Source organism: Psychrobacter sp. S1-30-MNA-CIBAN-0213 (assembly GCF_040309845.1).
Classification (GTDB): domain Bacteria; phylum Pseudomonadota; class Gammaproteobacteria; order Pseudomonadales; family Moraxellaceae; genus Psychrobacter.
The window spans coordinates 119,768-144,337 of the sequence record NZ_JBEOPE010000001.1; the positions used below are offsets into that span (position 1 = coordinate 119,768).

General features: G+C 44.2%; 18 protein-coding genes. 1 reads left to right on the top strand and 17 read right to left on the bottom strand.

Annotated elements, in window-relative coordinates:
- Positions 1-108: 108 nt before the first annotated feature.
- The 12 genes from AAEY87_RS00500 to AAEY87_RS00555 all read right to left on the bottom strand — a co-directional run bounded on the left by AAEY87_RS00500 (position 109) and on the right by AAEY87_RS00555 (position 16,518).
- A complete protein-coding gene (locus tag AAEY87_RS00500) occupies positions 109-1,296 on the bottom strand; it encodes an isovaleryl-CoA dehydrogenase (protein WP_350655473.1) in 1,188 nt (395 codons plus the stop codon).
- 79 nt (positions 1,297-1,375) lie between these two features.
- Positions 1,376-2,296 (bottom strand): hydroxymethylglutaryl-CoA lyase, encoded by a 921-nt coding sequence (locus AAEY87_RS00505; protein WP_350655474.1) that lies wholly within the window; start codon positions 2,294-2,296, stop codon positions 1,376-1,378.
- Positions 2,297-2,332: 36 nt separating this feature from the next.
- A complete protein-coding gene (locus AAEY87_RS00510; RefSeq protein ID WP_350655475.1) occupies positions 2,333-4,450 on the bottom strand; it encodes an acetyl-CoA carboxylase biotin carboxylase subunit in 2,118 nt (705 codons plus the stop codon).
- Positions 4,451-4,615: 165 nt separating this feature from the next.
- Positions 4,616-5,410, bottom strand: coding sequence for an enoyl-CoA hydratase/isomerase family protein (locus AAEY87_RS00515; RefSeq protein WP_350655476.1), 795 nt, complete (start codon positions 5,408-5,410; stop codon positions 4,616-4,618).
- A 251-nt stretch (positions 5,411-5,661) separates the two neighbouring features.
- A complete protein-coding gene (locus AAEY87_RS00520; protein WP_350655477.1) occupies positions 5,662-7,272 on the bottom strand; it encodes a carboxyl transferase domain-containing protein in 1,611 nt (536 codons plus the stop codon).
- Between the two features lie 142 nt (positions 7,273-7,414).
- Entirely contained in the window at positions 7,415-9,172 is a 1,758-nt protein-coding gene (locus AAEY87_RS00525) for an AMP-binding protein (protein ID WP_350655478.1), read from the bottom strand.
- Between the two features lie 369 nt (positions 9,173-9,541).
- Positions 9,542-11,299: an AMP-binding protein gene (locus tag AAEY87_RS00530; RefSeq protein ID WP_350655479.1), complete on the bottom strand. Its 1,758-nt coding sequence runs from the start codon at positions 11,297-11,299 to the stop codon at positions 9,542-9,544.
- Positions 11,300-11,607: 308 nt separating this feature from the next.
- On the bottom strand, positions 11,608-12,825 hold the full coding sequence (locus AAEY87_RS00535; RefSeq protein WP_350655480.1) for an FAD-dependent oxidoreductase: 1,218 nt from the start codon (positions 12,823-12,825) through the stop codon (positions 11,608-11,610).
- Between the two features lie 201 nt (positions 12,826-13,026).
- On the bottom strand, positions 13,027-13,758 hold the full coding sequence (locus AAEY87_RS00540) for an amino acid ABC transporter ATP-binding protein (RefSeq protein WP_068038908.1): 732 nt from the start codon (positions 13,756-13,758) through the stop codon (positions 13,027-13,029).
- A gap of 258 nt (positions 13,759-14,016) precedes the next feature.
- Complete coding sequence (locus AAEY87_RS00545) at positions 14,017-14,688, bottom strand: ABC transporter permease subunit (RefSeq protein WP_068034276.1); 672 nt, start codon at positions 14,686-14,688, stop codon at positions 14,017-14,019.
- Complete coding sequence (locus AAEY87_RS00550) at positions 14,685-15,431, bottom strand: amino acid ABC transporter permease (RefSeq protein ID WP_068325779.1); 747 nt, start codon at positions 15,429-15,431, stop codon at positions 14,685-14,687. Before AAEY87_RS00550 ends, AAEY87_RS00545 begins: the two co-directional genes overlap by 4 nt.
- A 106-nt stretch (positions 15,432-15,537) precedes the next feature.
- Positions 15,538-16,518, bottom strand: a complete 981-nt coding sequence (locus AAEY87_RS00555) for a glutamate/aspartate ABC transporter substrate-binding protein (protein WP_350655481.1) — start codon at positions 16,516-16,518, stop codon at positions 15,538-15,540.
- Positions 16,519-16,833: 315 nt separating this feature from the next.
- On the opposite strand from AAEY87_RS00555, the gene hslO reads away from it, so the two are divergent.
- Complete coding sequence (gene hslO, locus AAEY87_RS00560) at positions 16,834-17,811, top strand: Hsp33 family molecular chaperone HslO (protein WP_350655482.1); 978 nt, start codon at positions 16,834-16,836, stop codon at positions 17,809-17,811.
- 194 nt (positions 17,812-18,005) lie between these two features.
- Here hslO and AAEY87_RS00565 read toward each other — a convergent pair whose 3' ends face one another.
- The 5 genes from AAEY87_RS00565 to AAEY87_RS00585 all read right to left on the bottom strand — a co-directional run bounded on the left by AAEY87_RS00565 (position 18,006) and on the right by AAEY87_RS00585 (position 24,492).
- A complete protein-coding gene (locus AAEY87_RS00565) occupies positions 18,006-19,505 on the bottom strand; it encodes an alpha/beta fold hydrolase (RefSeq protein WP_350655483.1) in 1,500 nt (499 codons plus the stop codon).
- A gap of 184 nt (positions 19,506-19,689) precedes the next feature.
- Positions 19,690-21,918 carry a PhoX family protein gene (locus AAEY87_RS00570; protein WP_350655701.1) on the bottom strand — a complete coding sequence of 743 codons (2,229 nt, stop codon included), beginning with the start codon at positions 21,916-21,918 and terminating at the stop codon, positions 19,690-19,692.
- Positions 21,919-22,163: 245 nt separating this feature from the next.
- Positions 22,164-22,871 carry a fumarylacetoacetate hydrolase family protein gene (locus AAEY87_RS00575; RefSeq protein ID WP_350655484.1) on the bottom strand — a complete coding sequence of 236 codons (708 nt, stop codon included), beginning with the start codon at positions 22,869-22,871 and terminating at the stop codon, positions 22,164-22,166.
- Between the two features lie 147 nt (positions 22,872-23,018).
- Positions 23,019-23,744: an ABC transporter permease gene (locus tag AAEY87_RS00580; RefSeq protein ID WP_350655702.1), complete on the bottom strand. Its 726-nt coding sequence runs from the start codon at positions 23,742-23,744 to the stop codon at positions 23,019-23,021.
- Between the two features lie 13 nt (positions 23,745-23,757).
- On the bottom strand, positions 23,758-24,492 hold the full coding sequence (locus AAEY87_RS00585) for an ABC transporter permease (RefSeq protein ID WP_068034264.1): 735 nt from the start codon (positions 24,490-24,492) through the stop codon (positions 23,758-23,760).
- Between the last annotated feature and the right edge of the window lie 78 nt (positions 24,493-24,570).

Genomic DNA, 24,570 nt, shown 5'->3' on the forward strand with positions numbered 1-24,570 from the left:
CTGTCACGCCTGAGAACAGCAAGCAAGAAAAATTTAGCCCATTAGCACGAGGATATTAATGTATCGATTTTATTCTGAAATTAATATCTAACGAACATTCAATAATTTTTACTTAGTCTCGTTAAACAACTCACGACCAACCAGCATACGGCGAATCTCGCTGGTACCTGCGCCGATTTCATAGAGTTTGGCATCACGCCAGAAACGACCTAGCGGATACTCATTGGTATAGCCATTACCGCCAAAGATTTGAATGCCTTCACCTGCCATCCAAGTGGCTTTTTCGGCACACCATAAAATCACACTGGCGCAATCTTTACGCACTTCTCGACTATGACCTGCACCGCGTTGATCTAACATGTCGAGATTTTTACCAACGGTGTATAAGAAGCTACGCCCCGCCTGCAAGATGGTATACATGTCCGCGACTTTACCTTGGATAAGTTGGAACTCACCAATCGCTTGACCAAACTGCTTGCGATCATGAATGTAAGGAACGACATTATCCATCACCGCTTGCATGATGCCGATAGGACCTGCGGCTAATACCGCGCGCTCGTAATCGAGACCACTCATCAGTACCTTAACGCCTTCGTTTAAGCCGCCTAAAATGTTTTCTTTAGGGACTTCAACATTATTAAAAGTCATCTCACCGGTATGACTGCCGCGCATGCCTAATTTATCGAGCTTTTGTGCCGTACCAAAGCCTTCCATGCCTTTTTCAACGATAAATGCGGTCATGCCTTTAGCGCCCATTTCGGGATTGGTTTTAGCATACACCACCATTACATCAGCATCAGGACCATTGGTAATCCACATTTTGCTACCGTTTAAAATGTAGCCGCCGTCTTTTTCTTCGGCTTTTAGCTTCATACTGACCACATCTGAGCCAGCGCCGGTTTCACTCATCGCTAGCGCACCGATGAATTCACCGCTAATGAGTTTCGGCAGATATTTTTGCTTTTGTTCCTCTGAACCATTGCGTTTAATTTGGTTGATACAAAGATTAGAGTGCGCACCGTAGCTCAGCGCCACGGAGGCTGAAGCACGACTGATTTCTTCCATTGCGACCATATGAGCGACGTAGCCCATATCAGCACCACCGTACTCTTCAGGAACAGTGATACCATGTAGACCTAAATCACCCATCTTTTGCCACAAATCCATTGGGAATTCATCGCTGCTGTCAATCTCAGCCGCACGCGGGGCAATTTCTTTCGCTGCAAACTGCTGTACCACATCACGTAACGCGTCGATATCTTCGCCAAGCTGAAAATTCAATCCAGGTAAACTCATAACTATTCCTTGTATTTTGATGTTTTAAATATTAAATATTAATTCGTCTTTAAAGCCATTATATTTTCAGCGCATTTAATTAGGACTGACGCTTATTAATCAACGCACGCGCCACGCTTGACCCATTACGACGACCTAAAAAATCACTGATACGCTCGCCAGCGACGACCAGTTTATCCAAGTCAATACCAGTGCTAATACCCATACCGTGCAGCATATAGACTACATCTTCGGTTGCGACATTACCCGTTGCGCCTTTGGCATACGGACAACCGCCAAGCCCAGCCACTGAGGTATCGAATTCGCTGACGCCCATCTGTAGTGCGGCTAAGGTATTACTGACTGCTTGACCATAAGTATCATGGAAATGTCCTGATAGCATAGCGATGTCGGCATATTCTAATGCGGCTTGTAGCGCGCGCTGTACTTTCAGCGGCGTACCAACACCAATCGTATCAGCAATACCAATCTGTTCTGAACCAATCTCAACCAAGCGCTTAGTCACATAAGCCACTTGGCTAGGATCAATCTCGCCCTCGTAAGGGCAACCGACCGTGCAAGAGATAACACCGCGCACTTTGATGCCCTGTTCTTTAGCGGCAGCAGCAACGGGTGCAAAACGTTCAATACTTTCATCGATACTGCAATTGATGTTTTTTTGACTAAAGGTCTCACTAGCTGAGCCAAAGATAACGATTTCATCAGGACGATGTACGATGGCATTTTCAAAACCGCGCATATTTGGCACGAGTACTGAATAAATAATGTCATCACGCCTATTATCTGCAAGCGCGGTCATCAGCTCACTGTTGTCGCCCATTTGCGGTACCCACTTTGGCGAGACAAAGCTGGTCGCTTCAAGCTTTTTGACGCCTGCCGCGATTAAATCGTTGATAAGCGTTTGCTTAACGGCAGTCGGTACCGTCATCGATTCATTTTGTAAGCCATCACGTGGGCTGACATCCACGATGGTGACGTGCTCTGGATACGAATGGCTCATGGTTATTATCCTTTCATTGTTCTTATACTTCGGTTCTTAAGCTTCGCTAGCTTCCGTGTCAATACGCAGTAACTCATCACCATCTGCAACCGAATCACCCGCCGCAAACAATAATTCTGCCACCACGCCATCAGTCGGTGCGGTAATGGTATGTTCAATTTTCATCGCTTCGATAACGGCGAGTGGCTCGCCTTTCTTCACGCTATCGCCGACAGCTACTTTGAAGGCAACGACCTGCCCTGGCATTGGTGATTTCAAACTACCAACCGCTGCAGACTCTTCGCCCACATGTGCCATGATATCAATTAGCGTAATCTCGTCCCGACCGCTATCTGTGAACACATAAACGGTCTCATTATGTACCCAACTTTGAGCGCTAATACGTGCGCCTTCTAACCATAAAGTATGATTGTGTGCGTCACTGCTGGCGTAGCTAACTTCACCTTGATAAACAGTTTCCAACTCAGCAGCTACATTGATATTGCTATTATCCTGAGTGTTAGCGACCTCTTTTTCAATGACCAACGTAAAGCTGCTGAGAGTATCGCTACCCTTTTTGCTGTCAGCACCATTCGCATTGTGCCAATTACTAATACGGGCGCTATAAGCTTGCTCATCATATATCAAGCTAAACGATCTCGCATAAGCGTTATAAGCACGGAAACCAGTAGGCTTACTAAACGGATCTGTATCTTGTGCAATCCCTTCACTGGCAAGCTGCTGAGCAATGGCTGTCACAGCAAGCGTCGATAACTGCAGTGGATGCTGATTAAACAGCTCGTCCGCCTCACGCTCTATCAATGCCGTATCGAGATTGGCTTGGCTAAACGACTCAGTATTTAGAATATAGCGCAAAAACGCTACGTTAGTCGGCAAACCAACGATGCGTGTTTGTCCGAGTGCTCGATCGAGTTTAGCCAATGCTTGCTCGCGAGTGGGCGCATGAACGATAAGCTTGGCAATCATAGAGTCGTAGAACGGGCTAATCACATCGCCCTCGCGCACCCCATCATCGATACGCACGCCTGCGCTGTCGTTATTAATAACAAAGGTGCTATGCTCAGGTTTTTGATAAGTAAATAAAGTACCTGTCGCTGGCAAAAAGCCATTGTCAGGGTTTTCAGCACAGATACGCGCTTCAATCGCATGACCATTAATCGCCAGCTCATCTTGCTGCTTAGGTAATGGCTTACCCGCTGCGACCAAGAGTTGCCACTCGACCAAATCGACACCAGTAATGGCTTCACTGACTGGATGCTCAACTTGCAGACGAGTATTCATTTCCATGAAATAAAAGTTCATAGAGCCTTCGCGCTGCTCCACGATAAATTCAACCGTGCCTGCACCAAAATAACTAACCGCACGCGCGGCTTCGATTGCCGCTGTTCCCATCGCTTCACGCATTGTAGCGTCAACACCTGGAGCTGGCGCTTCCTCTAATACCTTTTGATGGCGACGTTGTACCGAGCAATCACGCTCAAACAGATGCACATAGTTACCATGCGTATCACCAAATACTTGAATTTCGATATGGCGTGGTTTTAGAGCGTACTTTTCAATCAATACTTGATCATTGCCAAAACTGGTTATCGCTTCGCGGCGACAGGAGTCTAACAGGTCAATAAAATCGCTGCTCTGCTCAACGATACGCATGCCTTTACCGCCACCGCCAGCACTGGCTTTAATCAGTACTGGATAGCCAATGCTATCTGCTTGCTGCTTTAAAAACTCTGCATCTTGATTGTCACCATGATAACCCGGTATCAATGGCACGCCAGCCGCTTCCATCAAACGCTTGGACTCAGATTTACCGCCCATCGCGCGAATAGCATCAGCTGATGGACCAATAAAGACCAGACCAGCATCCTGACAGGCCTGCGCAAAATCTGCATTCTCACTTAGAAAGCCGTAGCCTGGGTGGATCGCTTGTGCGCCTGTCTCTTTAGCAATCGCAATGATAGCATCGCCTTTAAGGTAGCTGTCTTTGGGAGACGATCCGCCCAAATAAACGGCTTCATCACAGACAGCGACATGCTTAGCTTCACGGTCAGCATCAGAATAAACAGCGACGGTATTTACACCCAGACGCTTAGCAGTTGCTGCAACACGGCAGGCAATTTCACCACGGTTGGCGATTAGAATTTTAGAAAACATAACTATCCCTGTGTCTTGTCGTTTTTATCGTTTTTAACATTCGTTTGTGACATTAATTAATAATGATAAATAATAAAATCTAGGTTGATGTTCACGTGTGACTGTTTTAAAAAAATGGCATCTGCTGTTAATTTATCGTCAATTTACCAAATATCTCTTCTATTATTAATCTGCTGTCAGCCAATCAGGCTTCCTTTTTTGCAGAAACGCTTGTACGCCTTCCTTACCTTGCTCTGATGAACGAATATCAGCGATGCCTTTTACCGTATCGGAAATCAACTCATCGCTAATGGGTGCGCCCGCCACTTCATGCAATAAACGTTTGCAAGTCTTAACCGCATCCGGGCTGTTTTTGACCACTTTGGCGCAGAACGTGGCTACCTCATCATTAAGCGCTTCTTCGCTGACGCGCTCATGGATAAAGCCCAGTTGCTGAGCTTTTTTGGCATCAAAAACTTCTGCACTTAAGAAATAGCGCTGTGATGCGCGAGCACCTAGCGCCTTAATAACATAAGGGCTAATCGTTGCAGGAGCCAATCCCAAACGTACTTCGCTTAGGCAAAAGTTCGCAATTTTAACCGCGATGGCTACATCGCAAACGGCAACTAAACCCATACCACCTGCATAGACATCCCCTTGAATAGCGGCAACCGTTGGTTTGGGGCATTCATAAATGGTCTTAAGCATTTGCGCGAGTTTATCAGCGTCTGCTAGGTTCTCTTCATAGCTATAATCTGCCATCGCACGCATCCAATTAAGATCCGCACCAGCACAAAACGCTTTACCAGCAGCAGCTAACACGATGACTCGGACGTTATCATCAGTGCCAAGCTTGTTAAATACATCCGTTAATTCGGCAATCATTTCATCATTAAAAGCATTACGTATTTCAGGGCGGTTTAATGTTACCGTAGCCACGTGCTGCTCAATATCGACCAATAGGCTTTTATAATTATTCATATAGGATTATCTCAATGTTTTGTAGTAACTTTTGCATGTCTTTTTTTACGGACAATTTTGTGTAATGTTTTTTTACTTCTAACACCATCATTCTATCTTCGAAAAAAAATGGGTGACTGGTAGAAATTTTTGCAGCCTCTGTCGGCGTAGGCACAGCACGCAAGAAAGTTTTTACCAGTCACGTGCTGACCTTAGTAACACAGTCTATTTTGTAAACTAAAGCACTCACTCATCAAAAGTAGAATACCAATCTACATTCTAAAGACACCATAGGTAGTCTCTTCAATCGGTGCGTTATAGGCAGCGCTCAAACCTAAGGCTAATACATTACGAGTATCGGCAGGATCAATGACCCCATCATCCCAGAGACGTGCCGTCGCATAATATGGATGGCCTTGTTTCTCGTACATATCAAGAATCGGTGCTTTAAATGCAGCCTCATCCTCGCTACTCCACTCCTCGCCTTTACGGTCAAAATTGTCACGCTTGACGGTCGCCAATACCGAGGCTGCTTGCTCACCGCCCATCACAGAGATACGCGCATTTGGCCACATCCATAAGAAGCGTGGACTATAAGCACGGCCACACATGCCGTAGTTACCGGCACCGAATGAGCCACCGACAATGACGGTAAACTTCGGCACTTTGGCGTTTGCAACCGCCATCACCATTTTGGCGCCATGACGGGCAATACCTTCGTTTTCATATTTACGCCCGACCATAAAGCCAGTGATATTTTGCAGGAATATCAATGGGATTTTACGCTTACAACACAGCTCAATAAAGTGCGTGCCTTTTTGCGCCGACTCACTAAACAAGATGCCGTTGTTGGCAATAATACCGACTGGCATACCTTCGATATGAGCGAAACCACAAACCAGCGTGGTACCAAAGCGCGCTTTAAATTCATCAAAGGCACTGTCATCGACGATACGAGCGATAATTTCTTTAATATCAAATGGCTTACGTTTGTCCGTTGGGATGACGCCGTATAGCTCTTTGGCATCGTAGCGCGGTGGGCGTGGTTTAATTTGATTCGGAACTTGCTTGGCAGGACGGTTGAGATGGCTGACGATATTACGCGCAATCGATAGCGCGTGAGTATCGTTCTGTGCTAAATGGTCGACGACCCCTGACAGACGGGTATGCACATCGCCGCCGCCCAAATCTTCAGCGGTGACCTCTTCGCCCGTTGCTGCTTTCACGAGTGGCGGACCACCCAAAAAGATGGTTCCTTGGTCTTTAACAATAATAGATTCATCACTCATAGCTGGTACATAAGCACCGCCCGCCGTACAGCTACCCATGACTACGGCAATCTGTGGAATGCCTGCAGCACTCATGTTGGCCTGATTAAAAAAGATGCGACCAAAGTGCTCTTTATCTGGGAATACGTCATCTTGGTTGGGTAAGTTAGCACCGCCTGAGTCCACTAAATATACACAAGGCAAGTTGTTTTCTTGGGCGATTTCTTGCGCACGTAGATGTTTTTTTACCGTCAATGGGTAATAAGTTCCGCCTTTTACCGTGGCATCATTACAGACAATCATACATTCAGTGCCGTTAATGCGACCGATACCAGCAATCACGCCAGCAGCTGGAATATCTTCGCCATACATATCGTGCGCTGCCATCGGAGCCACTTCTAAAAATGGCGTACCTACATCAAGCAAACGCTCGACACGCTCACGAGGCAGCAGCTTGCCACGCGCTAGATGCTTAGCACGCGCCCGCTCTGAACCACCTTGGACGACTTTACGCAAGTGCACATATAAGTCATCGACTACCGCTTGCATGGCGGCACTGTTTTGCTGAAATTCAGCAGCGTTTGGACTCAGTTTACTGGTTATGATAGCGCTCATGATATCCCTTTTCTTTTATGCGTAAATGCGAGTAGCTTTTTATATTATGCGAGTTATTTTAACTGTTGTTTATTTTAAGCGTTACTCACATGATTAATCCGTGATGTTTAAAACCTAAATGTTTCAGACCTAAGCAGCAAGCTTACTGTAAGCCCAGCTCATCTTTCATCATCTCAACGATTTTATACTTTTGAATTTTTCCCGTAATGGTCATCGGATATTCTTCGACGAAACGATAGTGAGTTGGTATTTTATAATGGGCAATGTTATTGCGACAGAACTCCTTAACCTCTTCTTCGCTTAAGCAATCAGGCTCTTTGGGAATAATCCAAGCCGCTAATACTTCACCGTACTTAGCGTCAGGTATACCAACGATTTGTACATCGCGAATCTTGGGATGGCGATACAGATAGTTTTCAATCTCTACTGGGTAGATATTCTCGCCACCGCGAATGACCATGTCTTTGCTACGACCGACCACTTTGACATAACCATCTTCATCCATGGTTGCCAAATCCCCGGTATGCATCCAATTATCTTGAATGGACGCGCGGGTTTTGAAGCGGTCGCCCCAATAGCCTTTCATCACCGAATAGCCGCGCGTGAGTAGCTCGCCTTTTTCTCCTAGCGGTACAGTCTCGCCCGTTTCTGTATCGATAATTTTGACTTCAAGCGCTGGCTGCACCAGTCCTACAGTGGAAACCTGCTTTTCAAGCGGTGTATGCTTGTTCGTCTGACAAGATACTGGACTGGTCTCGGTCATGCCATAAGCAATGGTGACTTCACTCATGTGCATCTCATCAATGACGCGGCGCATGACTTCAATCGGACAGCTAGAGCCTGCCATAATACCAGTGCGCAAAGTGGATAAATCGTATTGGTCAAAGTCTGGATGATCAAGCATCGCGATAAACATCGTTGGCACGCCATGCAAACCAGTACATTTTTCTTCTTCGACCGCTTGCAGGACACTTAATGGCTCAAAACCATCGTTGGGATATACGATACAACCGCCATGGGTCAAAATGGCTAAATTCCCGAGTACCATACCAAAACAGTGATAAAGCGGCACAGGAATACACAATATGTCTTCTTCAGTGAGATTCATGGCCTCACCAATGAAGTAGCCATTATTGAGGATATTACGATGGCTTAACGTGGCACCTTTTGGCGTGCCAGTCGTACCGCTAGTGAACTGCACATTAATAGCGTCAGTGTTTTTGAGTTGTGCTTGCCGTTCAGCAACGCGTGGGTCGTTCGGGTCACCCTCACTTATCCAGTCAGAGAACTTTTGCATATAACTAAAGGTTTCATCATTACCTGGTTCATCAATCCAAATAATACGCTCAATCGTCGGTATTTCGACCAAATCCAGCTGATTATAAGTTTTATGATAAATCTCTGGACACAGCTCACGCACCATTTGCGTATAATCGCTGGTCTTGAAGTGGCGCATTAACACCAAAGCCGAGCAGCCAAGTTTATTCAAGGCATACTGCAACTCAAAGGTACGATAGGCAGGATTGATATTGACGAGGATAACGCCGACTTTAGCAGTCGCTAATTGCATTAGCAACCATTCGGCATTGTTATGCGACCAGATACCGACGCGATCACCAATCTCAAGTCCCATCTCAATCATACTGCTCGCCAGTTGATTGACCTTTTCTTGTAGCTGTTTATAAGTCCAGCGGATATTTTGGTGACATGAAACCAACGCTTCGTGCTCTGGACATCTTGCGACAATGGCGTCAAAAAAGTCGCCGATAGTCGCTTCAATCAGCGGCACATCGGGGCCTTTATCATAACTTTGAGAAAGTGGCGCATTTGCTGAGCGTGCACCCATATTGATGCTGGGAATGTTAGCTAAGATAGTATCGAAATCAATATTTTGAGTCATAACGAGTCCTTTCGTTTTACTTTTTTATTCTATATAAAAACAGCCCGTAAGCTAATTTTTCGTCCTTGAATATATATCATATATTATTATCTACTATACCGCTTCAAATGAAAGACTGTCAATGATAGCGATACAATATGTATCATTTAAAAGCATAGCATAAGTTAAATAAATTTTTCATAGATAAATAATGAATATTTAATATAACCTAAAATACAAAAGTCAGCTTTATAGTATAGTAGTATAAAACTGACTTTATCAGTGTTTAACACTTCTGTCTTTAGGCCTTTAGCATTCAGTTGTAAGCCTTTATAATACTAGCGATTATAAATTAATGACTTATGTTTGTTAGCGTCTATCTACTACAGCCTAATCCAAGCTCAATTCCTCTATCATTTGCTCAACGATTTTATATTTCTGAATTTTACCAGTCACGGTCATTGGATATTCAGTCACGAAGCGAAAGTAAGTCGGCACTTTATAATGTGCAATGTGGTCACGACAGAACTGCCTTACCTCATCTTCGGTCAAACTTCCTGGCTCTTTTGGAATAATCCAAGCAGCCAGCACTTCGCCATACTTTTTATCAGGAACCCCGATGATTTGTACATCACGGATTTTAGGATGACGATAGAGATAGTTTTCGACTTCTACTGGATAAATATTTTCGCCACCGCGAATGATCATATCTTTACTACGCCCAACCACCGTGATATAACCATCTTCGTCCATCGTTGCCAAATCACCCGTATGCATCCAGCCATCAGTGATTGCCGCACGTGTTTTAAATCGGCTACCCCAATAGCCTTTCATGACCGCATAGCCGTATATAAGTAATTCGCCTGTCTCTCCAATCGGGACGATATCACCAGTTTCGGTATCGACGATTTTAACTTCAAGCGCTGGCAGTACCATCCCCACTGTGGACACTCTCTTTTCAAGTGGCGTTTGCGAGCTAGTCTGACAAGAAGCTGGACTGGTCTCGGTCATGCCATAAGCAATGGTCACCTCGCTCATGTGCATCTTATCCATGACACGGCGCATAACCTCGATAGGACAGCTTGAACCGCCCATGATACCCGTGCGCAAACTGGACAAATCAAAGCTATTAAATTCTGGATGATCGAGTTCCGCGATAAACATCGTCGGGACGCCAAGTAGAGCAGTACATTTTTCTTCTTCCACTGTTTGCAATACCGTTAGCGGATCAAAACCATCATTGGGATACACCGCGCAACCACCATGGGTTAAAATGGCTAAATTGCCACCCACCATGCCAAAGCAGTGATAAAGCGGCAATGGGATACATAGCCTATCCTCCTCTGTCAGCCTCATTCCTTCGCCCATAAAATAGCCGTTATTTAGGATATTGCGATGCGTTAAGGTAGCGCCTTTCGGTGTGCCGGTCGTGCCACTGGTAAACTGCACACTAATAGCGTCAGTATTCTTAAGCTGAGCTTGGCGTTCCGCTACGCGAGGGTCGTTTGCATCACCCTCTGCCATCCACGTAGAGAACTTTTGCATAAAATTAAAATCCTCATCGCTCTCTGGTTCATCAATCCAAATAATGCGCTCAATCGTTGGAATTTCGACCAAATCAAGCTGATTATAGCTTTTATGATAAATTTCAGGACATAGCTCGCGAATCATTTGCGTATAATCACTGGTTTTAAAATGACGCATCAATACCAAGGCCGAGCAGCCCAGTTTATTCAGCGCATATTGCAGCTCAAAAGTTCGATAAGCAGGATTGATATTGACTAAGATGACGCCGATTTTTGCTGTCGCTAATTGCATCAACAGCCATTCCGCATTGTTATGCGACCAAATAGCGATACGATCACCTATCTCAAGCCCCATCTCAATCATGGTACTGGCTAACTGATTGACTTTCTCCTGTAGCTCGCGATAAGTCCAACGGATATTTTGATGGCGAGAAACCAAGGCTTCACGCTCAGGATATTTATTGACAATGGCATCGAAAAAGTCACCGATGGTCGCTTCAATTAGCGGCACATCAAGTCCTTTATCATGGCTTTGGGTGAGTGGTGCATTCGCTGAGCGCGCGCCTATATTGACTTTGGGAACATTATTAAGAATATTGTCGAAATTGGTGAGCTGAGTCATAACGAGTCCTTTCGTTTTGCTGTTAGTTTTATTATTGCCTTATGAGCATTTGATGCGCTGCTAAGGTAAAAACAATATTCCTCCTTGAATATTCTTTATAACTAGACAGTATAGTTAAATCATGCCCTAACCAATATAGCGCCTTAAACGAAAGACTGTCAATCATAACTGATACAGCACGTATCGATTAGGATTGATGCGACGTATTATCATGTTAACGAGTGATATAAAAGATGCGATAGACATAAAAAAAGCCAATGCTGCATTAGAATTGCAGCACTGGCTATGGTATAGAGATTTTTTAATAATTAAGCTTTGGGCATGACAGGCGCTTTAATAGTAACTGTTGCGCTAACCGCATCGTTATCATCTAGCAAATCCATGATTAACTCATCCTCAGTTTCAGTCTTTACCTGCCAATTGCCAGCAGCTTGCGGCACCCCAGTAACCATCACAGAAATGGCTTTATTTTTTAGACGAATCATCGGCGGCTTATGCTCATAGCCGTCATGCTCATGACCTAAAACATCATCAGCAATGGTCGCTGCCTGCGCCCGCAGCGGTGCAACATAACGACACGCTACCCCATTAATTGACATGCAATCGCCAATGGCATAAATACTAGAAGCATTAGTACGCAACGTTGTCGCATCGACCACGATACCGGTACGTCGATTGAATTCAACCCCAGCAGCAGCAGGCAATTTATCATCAACGAGCAAGCCTGTACTGGCAATCACATGATCGACAATGAGCGGCTCGAGTTGCTGAGCAGTAGCACTGTCAGCGGCTGACGCTAGTGGCTCATAACTGACCTGCAATTTACCATTATCTTTACGAGTAACATCAGACACTTGGCAACTGCCCAAAAAATTAATCCCTTGTGATTTGACCGCTTGAGCAATACGAGCCGTGGCTTTTGGCGGTAGCATTTGTGAAAGTGGTGCATCATTTAAATCGATCAGCGTCACTTCATGACCAGCCTTCAGCAAGTCCTCTGCTATTTCTGTCCCAACCATGCCAGCCCCAACAATGGCAACATGCTGACTACCGGTTGCCAGCTTCTCTTGCAGTTGACCAAAGCGCTCAATATGATTGACATGCCAAACCAAATCCTCTGGCAAGCTTTGCGGAAAGATAGGGTGAGCACCCATTGCTAGCACTAGCTTGTCATAGCTGATCGTTGCGTAACTCGTGTTAGCTGGATCTGAGCGATTAGCAGAGACAAGATATAACTGCTGACTGGCAGCATCAATATCACTAACTTGCGTATTGGCAAGTAAATTGATATTCGCAGCCTCTGCTGCATCATTACCCGTAGCTCTCACTAAATCTGATGCGCTTTTGTTTTGGCTAATTGCCATTGTTAGCATTGGCTTATGATAACGATCGCCACTATCAGCGGTAATCAAGGTAATTGGAATGTCTTTATCTTTTGCCCGAATCGCATCGATGACATGCCAGCCGGCCAATCCTGCACCAATAATGACCACACCTCTCGATGTAGATGAACGTTCTGCACTCATACAAGCTCCTATTAACTTAATTACTGTGTGTATCAGATTTTGCCAAATATAATTACCCTTATTGTATCAGTAAACAGCCATTCACTCATCTATTCTCCTGTATAGCCCTTTATATCAACATCGATATTAATGACATAAACCTACTCCCACAAAAAAGCGCCTATTTATAGACGCTTTAAAAATGACTCACAGGGCTACATGCTAATGATTAAGAATCTTCGATAAGAACATTTGCGCGCGCTCACTTTTCGCACCTTCAAAGAATTCATCTTTACTACAGTTTTCAACGATATAGCCTTCATCCATAAAGATAATACGATTAGCTACCTGACTAGCAAAGCCCATCTCATGAGTGACACACATCATCGTCATACCATCGCGGGTCAGCTCTACCATGACATCCAGCACCTCTTGAATCATCTCCGGATCAAGTGCTGAGGTTGGCTCATCAAACAGCATTGCAACTGGATCCATCGCCAGCGCACGTGCAATCGCTACCCGCTGCTGCTGACCACCGGACAATTCGGCCGGATACTTCGCTGCTTGTACGGTCAGTCCTACGCGATCCAGATACGCCATCGCTTTTTGTTTAGCCTCACTTTCTTTACGGCCTAATACTTTAATTTGCGCGACCATTAAGTTATCAATAATAGTCAAATGCGGGAACAATTCGAAATGTTGAAACACCATGCCAACGCTACTGCGCAGCTTAGGTAAATCGGTCTTTGGCGCACCGACTGAGATGCCATTGACCATAATCTGACCTTTTTGAAAAGGCTCAAGTCCATTGACGGTCTTAATCAAAGTAGATTTACCACTACCCGATGGCCCACAGACCACCACCACATCGCCCTTGTGCACGTGGGCAGAACAGTCGCTCAAAACTTGAAAGTCACCATACCATTTGCTGACGTCAGTCATTTGAATGACCATCTCATCACTAGCATGGCCGTTATTGGTAACCAGTCCGCCAAAGTCATTTGTATACGTATCAGCACTACTCATCACTGGCTCCTAACCGTCGTATTTTGGATAATTTTATTAAATATCTTATGAAATATAGTTATATTTCATAAGATATTTATTGGTTACTCTCATAAATTCTAGGTAATAGCTTTTTATTAAAATTTATTCATAAATAGCTATTACTAGAACCTGTAATTAAAATCTCAGAAATTCAAACTTCAGTTATTAGAACCTCAAACGTTTTTGCACTTGTTGTACGCCAATAGAAGCGCTTAAGCTGATGATAAAATACACCGCTCCTGCCCCTAAAATATAAGGCGTTAATAAGCCCATCAGCTCACCACGTACGTAGGCTGCACGGAAAAAGTCTGTCAAACCGATAGCAAATACCAATGTCGTATCTTGGAATAAAATAATACATTGCTGCAAAATAAGTGGCAGCATCTTCCGAAAGGCTTGTGGTAGCACGACTAAGCGCATGGTCTGCCCATAAGTCATACCCAAAGCTTTTGCGGCATTTACTTGCCCACTACCGATAGACTGAATACCCGCACGCACCACTTCTGAAAAATAGGCGGCTTCGAACATCATAAAGGCAACGACGCACGAGGCAAAGGCTGCATCAAGTTGTAAGTATTTACCAGCTACCCAAAAGTAGATCATCGGTACGGCAAAATAAAACCATAGCAATACTAATAGCAACGGTACAGAACGAAAGTAATTGACGTACAGCTTGGCTGGTACTTCTAATATCTTAATACCAGATAGCCGCATCAAAGCGAGTACCGTTCCTAAACTGATACCACCGATGATGGCTAAGAATAATACTTTTAAGGTGGTCAGCATTCCACCCATTAGACCTGGATAGGCCGTTGCAAGTTCGGTCATCATACTCATTTCTGACTCCCTGCAATAAGCCCTGGTACACGCAGTTTGCGCTCAATCAAACCCATGATAGCTATCAAAGACAGGTTAAACACCAAATAAATCACGGTCGCGTAAGTATAAATTTCAAGGTTATTTTGCGTATATTCGCTAATGGTTTTGGTCTGGCTAATCAGCTCCATTACGCCAACCAAAGATGCCACTGAAGCATTCTTGAAGCAGTTTGTCAGCTCAGAGCTAAGTGGCGGTAGAATGACGCGAAATGCCTGTGGTAACAAGACTTCTTTATAAGCTTGCGGGACGCTAAAGCCTAATGCATAAGCGGCGTTGATTTGACCTTGTGGCAATGACTGTATACCCGTACGCACTTGCTCAACGATACGCGCAGCGGTAAATAAGCCAAGACCAATACTCGCTGAGAGCATAGCTGAGGTATTTGGAGATAAGTCTTTATACCACCATTCTTGTAAGGCAGGTGTTAGCCAGCCGGGAGCGACATAGAACCAAAAGAATAATTGAACTAATAGAGGGATATTACGAAAAAAAGTCACATAGGCGGTGCCGATACTGCGAGCCGTCTTGCTTGGCAAAGTGCGCATGATACCAAAGATGGTACCAATAACCATGGCAATCGCCCATGCAATACTACCAATCAATAACAACCAGCCAAGGCCGGTAATCATCCAATGTATGTACAGCTCATTACCAATACCAGTGTGCTCAAAGAGCACACCCCAGTTCCAGCTATAATTCATTTTTGTCTCTCCGAGCAACGGAAGATAGACTCATGCGCTAGGTTGAACTTAATGACTACCTAATACCTAAGCGCATGAGTCGGCTATATTGAGGGACAAAATGTCGTTATTGTGCAGCGTCTTTTGGCTGGGCACTATCATGTGGATTAGAAATTAAAGCTTTTAAGTTATCTGACATCTCAAAGTTTAGATTGACGTTCTTCGGTGGAATAGGGTTCAAGAACCACTTGTCATAAATGCTATTAATCTCACCTGAACTAAAGGTATTAGCCAATGCTTCATCGACCACAGCTTTAAACTCAGGATCGTCTTTACGCATCATACAGCCATAGATTTCAAACGATTGCGGCGTACCAACGATTACCCATTCATCAGGATTTTTTGCTTTGGCTTTTTCGCCTGCAAGCAGTACATCATCCATCATAAACGCATCAGCACGACCATTCTCTAACATCAAGAAGCCTTCGCCATGATCTTTGGCAGAGATGATATCGGTATCCATCTTCTTCTCGTCGTTATATTGGCGAATATAACGCTCTGAGGTCGTACCTGCAGTCGTGACGAGCGTTTTACCTTTTAAGTCTTCAAAGTCTTGAATGCCAGAGTCGGTCTTGGTTAATAAGCGCGTCCCAATCTCAAAAAAGCCATTAGAGAAAGCCACTTGTTTTTGGCGCTCTTCATTATTAGTCGTTGAGCCACACTCAAAATCTACCGTACCGTTTTGTACTAATGGAATACGAGTCTGCGAGGTAATTAGGTTATAGCGAATGTTTAGGTCTGGCATGTTTAGCTTTTGCTTAACCGCTTCGACCACTTTCATCTCTAAATCATGCGCATAACCCATCGGCTGGTTAGGGTCATCTGCGATGTAAGAAAATGGAATAGAGGAGTCACGATAACCGACGACAATAGTGCCCGAATCTTTTATTTTTTGTAGGGTGCCGTTAGGATTTGCTGCGGCCTCTGTAGTCGCTGCATCGTCTGCTGGAGCAGCATCATCGGCAGTTTGGTTACTGTTATTACAGCCAGCCAAGCCAAGTGCCATAAAAGCAGCTAACGTTAGAGGTTTTGAGATTGAATAAGCCATAAGATACATCCTTTTATCAAACTATTACAAATCGGTGAAAAGCTTGGACATTTTCTACATCACTGCCCAGCATCCTTGCTGTTACTTTCAGTTATCATAGAGCAACTTAATGTTACTGTACAACACTTTTACCGACCTTAGTAAACTTTCTTACATATATCCATAATATCTCATATTCAATAAGAAAATTTAAATGGAATGGGTAAACTACTATCAACTCTAGAACTTCGAATCAATATTAGCGCTTTCTCTATCGTTGATAAATTATGGATAATCCCCATAAAGCTAGCAACTTCTTAACCATACTAATGACTTATGACTCAAGCCAATCAAAACTTTCAGATAGCAAAAACTGACACCGTATCTACCGATAATGATGTGCGTCAGCGCTTTTTTATTCAAGATTCGCCTGTGCGTGGCGACGTCGTACGCCTATCACGTAGTTACGCCAGCACTATCGCTCAAAAGCCCTACCCTGAAGCCATCAAACGCTTATTGGGTGAGATGTTGACGGCTGCCAGCTTACTTATCGGTACTGTTAAAATTGATGGCCACCTGTCCATTCAATTGCAGTCGTCAGACAGTGACAGCTTACTGAATTGGGCAATGGCTGAATGCGATCAAGACGGTATTATTCGCGCCCTTGCTAGCTGGAAAGCGGATACTGATGAGCAAGTACAAGCATGGGAAGATATGACCAGTGCTAATGAAGCTTTTGCTGAGCTTGGCGCTATGGGTCAAGGCGTGTTATTTATTAACATTCAGCCTAATGGCGGTGAAGCATACCAAGGTATCGTTGAGCGTAGCCATGACAATTTAGCTGACTGCTTAGCACATTATCAAAAGCAATCTGCACAGATTCCAACGCTAATTAATTTGGCTTCTGACGGCTTGCAAGCAGGTGGTATATTGGTACAGATGCTGCCTCGTACCGCTGAGGAAACCTATGAAGTAGAGCAAAACGAAGATGCGGGTATCGATGACGACTTGTGGACGCGTTTAAGCGTTTTGACTCGTACTGTCAAAGCCGAAGAGCTAACCACACTTGATACTAATGAAGTTTTGTATCGCTTATATAACGAAGAAAATGTCGTTGCACCCGACCCAGTTGCCTTATCATTTGGCTGTACATGCTCACGTGAAAAATGCGAAATGGCAATTGAGCAAATCGGCGAAGCGGAAGCGTTGGATATCATCGAGGAACAAGGCGGTACATTCGAGATGGATTGCGGATTTTGCGGTGAAGTCTATAAATTTAATAAAGACGATGTTGCCACAATATTTGCTGAGTAGTTTTTATTAAATTGATTTGTTTAATTTGCAATGATAATCAAAACCCTCAAGTGTGATGCTTGGGGGTTTTTTGTTTTACTGGATAAATCTAGGTGCTGTAATAGATAAAAGCGAATGTTAGGACAAGCCACCCTAACTATATAAGCATAAAAATATAAAATAAGCACAAAAGTATAAGCAAAAAGGCTAAAAAACTAGACCACCACCTCAACATTTTCAGGATAAGAATGTATGCAAGCACCAAATGCATCACCTTCTTGATTAGAGCTACTTTGCCCATTGTCCAACAGCCATGCAACGACTTGCTTATGTACCCTATCGTTGTAAAGTAAATTGTAATGACTTACGCCATAAAAAATGGCCTTGTGCCCTTCAGGTACCGACAAAGCATGCTCGCCATCATACTCCCCTAGCGCAGATTCTATTGTTACCAGACCATCGCCCAATAAGCTTGTGGCTTTGGAGTCGTAATGAGCCTCAACCAGCGTGGCCGCGATAAAGTAAGTATTCACATGTAGCGGCAGACGAGCAGGATGATGAAAGTCTTGCGGTAGCACACTGCGGCCTTCTAAAGACTTCCAATCATCGTCACGAATACTACCATGTCGCAAATCGATAATGCCTGTACTACGTAAATCACCCAGTTTGGCAAGCGACCCTGCAAAAAGCAGCTTGGCGATCATATCTTGCACAAAATAACCGATACGCTCTAGGCTTGCACCATGATGCGGTGAGCCAAGAGTAATGAGGTTACTAACTCGTTTCACCCAGTTAAAACCTTGTTGTTTGCCATAGAACAGCGCACTGCGAGCGACCAATCCACCCATGCTATGCCCAACCAAATCTATCTGACTGATATTTGGGTTATTATCTACTAACTGTTGTAGCACTTTAGAGAAGTTGCGACCATTGAGTGAGATGCGCCGTCCAGTATTGTAATCAAGGTATAGAACGGTAGATTTTGGCAGACTGCGACTAATACACGCGCCAAGACTATTACCTGCAGTTGGTTGCCAGCTCAAGTGACTCATACAAAGACCATGGCATAAAACAATAACGCGCCCTGATATCTCTTTGTTTTTTAGATGTCCATATCTTGGGCGTAAAGAGCTGTCGTATAAAATCATCGGGATAGCGAGAGGGTTATTATGTGTGACAAGATGGTCGCCCATTACGCCATTTAGAACGTTGATAAGCTGTTTTAGTGTTTCAGGTAGCGGGCGCGAGTCTTTTTGATTGAGCAGGCTTTTATATATTCGCAGCGCTGAGGCTAGATTGTTGCCTACTAGCCGTGTTACTTGGCGTACTGCCCCATAGATTCGCCCGGTAAGACCACGTTGCCATTTACTGACATTGCCTTCGTTAAAACGTCCCAAAGGACGTAGAATAATCTCACGATGGATGGCTTCTACAATGTCAGTAACCTCAACCACACCCATTGTCGCAAGCTGTGCCAATCCTTCAAAGAAATCACTCAAAGAGATAGGTTTGTGCGAGGTCATGGTTTTACTGTCTTCGGTATTTAATCCAATTTCATCATCGACATAGATATATTCAAGCTGTGCCAACTCTTCATACACGTCACCCTGAAATTTCGCGCTAGCTTCAGAGTTAGAATTAGCATTAACATTAAACTTAGGCTGATTTTTAGCAAATAAATCGTGAATGCTATCGATAGAATCTGGATTGTTCATAGTTTTGATGTATTTAGTGATAAGGATACTCTTACATATTATCCTGTAAATGCGGTAAACAAAACATTTATACTGTCACGCTAGCTTTCTAAAATATCGCTTAGTGAAAATACCTAATAAAAAATCCCAAGTCATGGCTTGAGATTATTTATTAGGTATTTACTAAATACGAACAGCTTAACTTCTATGTCGTTTTTATATCCGTTGCAAACGATTCTGCTAGTATGACATCTCCATCCTCGCGAGTAATCATGACTGTAGCTGAGCGCGGAGTACTGCCACCAGCGACTGCGCCCCAATTATTACCAGGATGCTGAATGTTAATGAATAACGTTTTAAAGTCTGGGGTCATGGTAATACCGGTCACCTCACAGCCTTCAGGACCGACAAAAAATCGTTTAATATTGTCATTATTTGCTTTCATACCGACACGAGTTTGCTGTCCTGCCGAAGTAGTTTTGAGCGTGCCATCGCTGACATTACCCGGTAGTGCTGCGAGCAACATGCAACTGCTGGTATCGGTATAAGCGCCGTCATCAGTCTGAATCCACAATACCCCACGTGGGTCGAAATACAAACCATCTGGCGAAGAAAAATCGTTATTATCATTTAATTGCGATAAGTTTTCTGCTGACAAAGCACTCGGTGCAGCAAATAGATAAATATCCCACTCAAAGCTCGTTGCCGCATGCTCGCCTCCTGCTTCTGCCCAGCGAATAATATGACCATTGTCATTGCCGCGCGCTTTACCACGAGCCTGATAACTGCGCGGGTTGGTTGCAGACACTGGTTGATCATCACGTTCACCGCGATATTTATTATTGGTCAAAGTCACATAAACTTCACCAGTAATGGGACTGACCGATACCCATTCAGGACGATCCATCTTGGTTGCCCCTAACGTGTCAGCAGCAGCACGCGCAAACACTAAAACGTCATCTTGTCCATTGAAGGGCAGCACGCTATTAGAGGCATCTAGTCCGTTTTGACCATGAACTAGCGGCTGCCACTCACCACTACCATCGTCATGGAAGATTGCAACGTATAGCGTGCCCTCATTCATATACTTGTCACCAGCTTTTAAGCCCGCTCCTATGTCTTTATTTGACCACAGGGCTTTAGAGACAAACTTATAGATATACTCACCGCGGGCATCATCACCCATATAAAAAACCACTGGTTTGCCTTGCTCAACAGGCGCATAGGCGCAGTTTTCGTGAGCAAAACGACCCAGCGCTGTACGTTTTTGTGGCATAGAATGTTGGTCAAAAGGGTCAATTTCGGTGATATAACCAAAGGTGTTAAAACCATTGCGGTAATCGTCAGTCGCGGTTGCACCGACAGCAGTCATGTCCCAGCGGGAAAATTCATCAGAGATTTTGGCGTCTTTGGCTTCTGGGGTATGCCATAAGTACCCTGAGCTGGCAAAATTTTCTGTTGCACCGTAACGCTCACGACCGTAATTCTGTGCGACAGTTAATTGACTGGCATCTTGACCACGGGCAAAAACTCCTAAAAAATTCTCTTCGGTCGTCAAATACGTGCCCCAAGGCGATAGTCCTGCACCGCAATTATTATTGATTCCACGAGTCTGAAAGCCTGTCGGATCAAACTTGGTCTTGACCAAATCAGAGCCAGCAACTGGCCCTGCCAACTGCGATTGAGTACTGCTAGTAATGCGGCGATTGTATTTTGAATTGAGCACCATCTCATAACCTATGCCATTGGCGCGGCGAGTCATCTCAACCACAGCCACGCCATGACAATTGGCTTCACGGCGCACATCACTGGCGAGGCGACGATTTTTAAATATGGGTGCAGCATTATTATTTTGGATTACATGGTAGCCAAACGGGCTTAGCTCGCTACTATTCACGTACTCATGGTTCATGACCAGCAGACCATTCTCTGACGCTTTAGCATCGTATCCATGGCCCTTTTTGCCAAAGAACCACATGCCATCATGGTTGTCACCCATACGCCAATCAAACGACTCAGCAGACTGCTCACGATTGTCTTTCCAATCATCAATGCCAGAAATTAATGGCGTGCCGAGTGGCAATATAATCTCAGCCTGATAACCTTCCGCCACGCTCATTGTTTCGGCAGTGGAATGCGCGCCTGCTTTAAACTTTAAAATCTCAGGACGCTTTAAATCACCTTGCGCAGGAATAGCAGCATTATTATCATTATTGACAAGGGGGCTTCCAGCACTACTTTCATCATTGTCAGCACATCCGACTAAAGGAAGTGCGCCAAAGAAAGCAGCAGCTGTCAATCCTGTACCACCTTTTAGAATACTACGGCGGTTCAGACGACGATTGATAATGCTTTGAAAGTCAGTATTATGAGTAGGATTGGAGTCTTCAACAACTTCGTGGGCAAGATTTTGCTTATCATTCAGTAATGTCATTTTATTCAATAATGTCATAGTCAATCACCTTGCTGTTAGGCTAGATTAGCATAAAGGGTTCAGTCGCAGCTTTGTAATTACCACTACGAAAATGCGGATTACGCTTGAGTCTATTGAACTTTCATGACGATAAGATGACATTTAAATAACAGGCTTTATTTAAACAAAAAAAATCCTAAGTATTGGCTCAGGATTTTGTATTTTCAGACATCAAATTTTTATTTAAGCCTATATTTAAAGTAACGCTATTGCACCCGCGTCTGCCACTCATGCGCGCCCAATACCAATTTTAACTCATCGCCTGCATGCAGTATACCAACGCCGCTTGGGGTGCCAGTCATAATCACATCACCTGCTTGCAAACTAAAAGCATGACTAATCTCAGCAAGTAATTCATACACAGGGAAAAGCATCAACGTACTGTCACCATCTTGCTTAAGCTCATCATTAATATAAAGCTGATAATGCACATTGCTAAAATCACCAAATGCTTGTGGGTCAACCCAATCAGCGAGTACGCACGCGCCATCAAAGCACTTCGCACGCTCCCAAGGATGACCTTTTTGTTTAAGCTCAGTCTGTAAATCGCGTAAGGTCAAGTCAAGCCCTATAGTGACGCTACCGATTGCTTGCTGTGCTTGCGCTACCGTTGCATTGCTCAAGTCAGCAGATAACTGAATACAAAGCTCTGCTTCATAATGAGTATCACCATAGCGATCTGAATCTGGTCGTATGATATCGTTGCGCATAGAAGCCACTGATGATGCAGGCTTCATAAATAAAATTGGCGACTTTGGTATCTCGTTGCCTAACTCCTGCGCATGGGCAGCATAGTTACGACCGACGCAGACAACTTTACCAATCGAGATACGGCCAGTTTTGACTTTAACATCTCCCTCGTCAGCATGAGCGAAAACGTCATTAATCAAAGACACATGGGGTGATTCACTCATAGTAGGTTCTCACAAACAGGGGAAGTCATAGGGTCATTTATAGTACGCTATCTTTTACCGCTTCGATTGCGACTACTTGATAAACTTATCATAATTCACAATCATCATAGCTCGTACTGATACATTTAGCAGAAATGTATTTTCTGACTATGGAATAGTACGCGTCACGACATCTGGCGGTACATAACTGGCATGGCGGTTCATTCTTTTTTCAAACATGCCAAAAGTGAATAAAATAACCCATGACAATAGCAAGTAGACGATACCAGCAGCAAAAAACAGCTCCATTAAGGTATAGGTACGCGCGCTGATCGTACGTGCCACTCCAGTGATATCCATCAGTGCAATAGTTGATGCCAAGGCACTACCTTTAAGCATAAAGATAACTTCGTTACTATAAGCTGGAATCACAATACCAAATGCTCGCGGTAAGGTAATACGGGTAAGCTTCTGCCATTTTGACATACCGACAGCATCGGCAGCCTCAAGCTCACCAACTGGGATGGTTTGAATAGCACCACGAATAATCTCAGCGAGGTAGGCGCTAGTATTCATGGTAAAGGCAATAATAGCGCACCAATAAGCTTGGCTCAGTACTGGCTCCCATAAGAATGAATCACGTACGGCTTCAAACTGCCCGAGACCATAGTAGATCAAAAATATCTGTACTAGCAGCGGTGTGCCACGGAAGAAGAAGATATAAAGAAAGGGTATTATTTGTACTACCCAGCTTTTGGACAGTCGCAATAACGCCAAAATCAAACCAAAAAATAGTCCAATAATGCCTGAGATTACGACTAGCTGTACAGTTAATACTGCGCCGCCTAGTAAATCTGGGATATGATCAAAAATAACCTGCCAATTCCAATCCATGAGTATCTCTCCTCTACCCTGTGGTCGATTGACGGGGATTTGGTTGACGGCTAAGCTTTTTGGCATAGCGCGCTGCTGGATTAGCACGCCATTCAAGCCACATCATAAAGCCTGTAATAAGCATCGTCAGCCCTAAATAAATAATCGCTGCTGCCATATAAAAGGTAAATGGCTGCTGCGTCGACTGGGCGGCGCGCGATGACTGATACATAATATCTTTAAGACCGATGACCGATACTAGCGCAGTATCTTTTAGCAATACCAAGAATAAGTTACCTAGACCAGGTAAGGCAATTTGCCATACTTGCGGTAAAGTAATACGGTAAAAGGTCTGAAAAGGACGCATACCAATCGCTTGCGCAGCCTCACTCTGCCCTATAGGAATCTCTTGAATAGACATCCGAAAGATTTCAGTCGCATAAGCACCAAAGGCAATGGATAGCGCCATGACCCCACCCCAAAACGCACTAATCTCGACATAGTCGTTGTAACCGAATTTTTTGAGGATGCTCATCAGCAGAATAGAGCCGCCATAATAAATGAACAGTACCAATAGCAACTCAGGAATACCACGCATTGTCGCTGTATAAACAGTCGCAATTTTACGTAGTATCCAGACATTGGACAGCTTGGCTGTGGCACCTAAAAGCCCTAAGACCATACCTATAATTAAGCTGGTCATAGCAAGCTTGATAGTGACGGTTGCGCCGCTCAGTAATAGCGCGCCAAATCCTTGTAAGTCAAACACAGTTGTCCACTCAGTCTCTTTATATCAGCAAATTAGCAGAATATTAGTTGAACGAATCAGTACCAATAGCCTTGCACC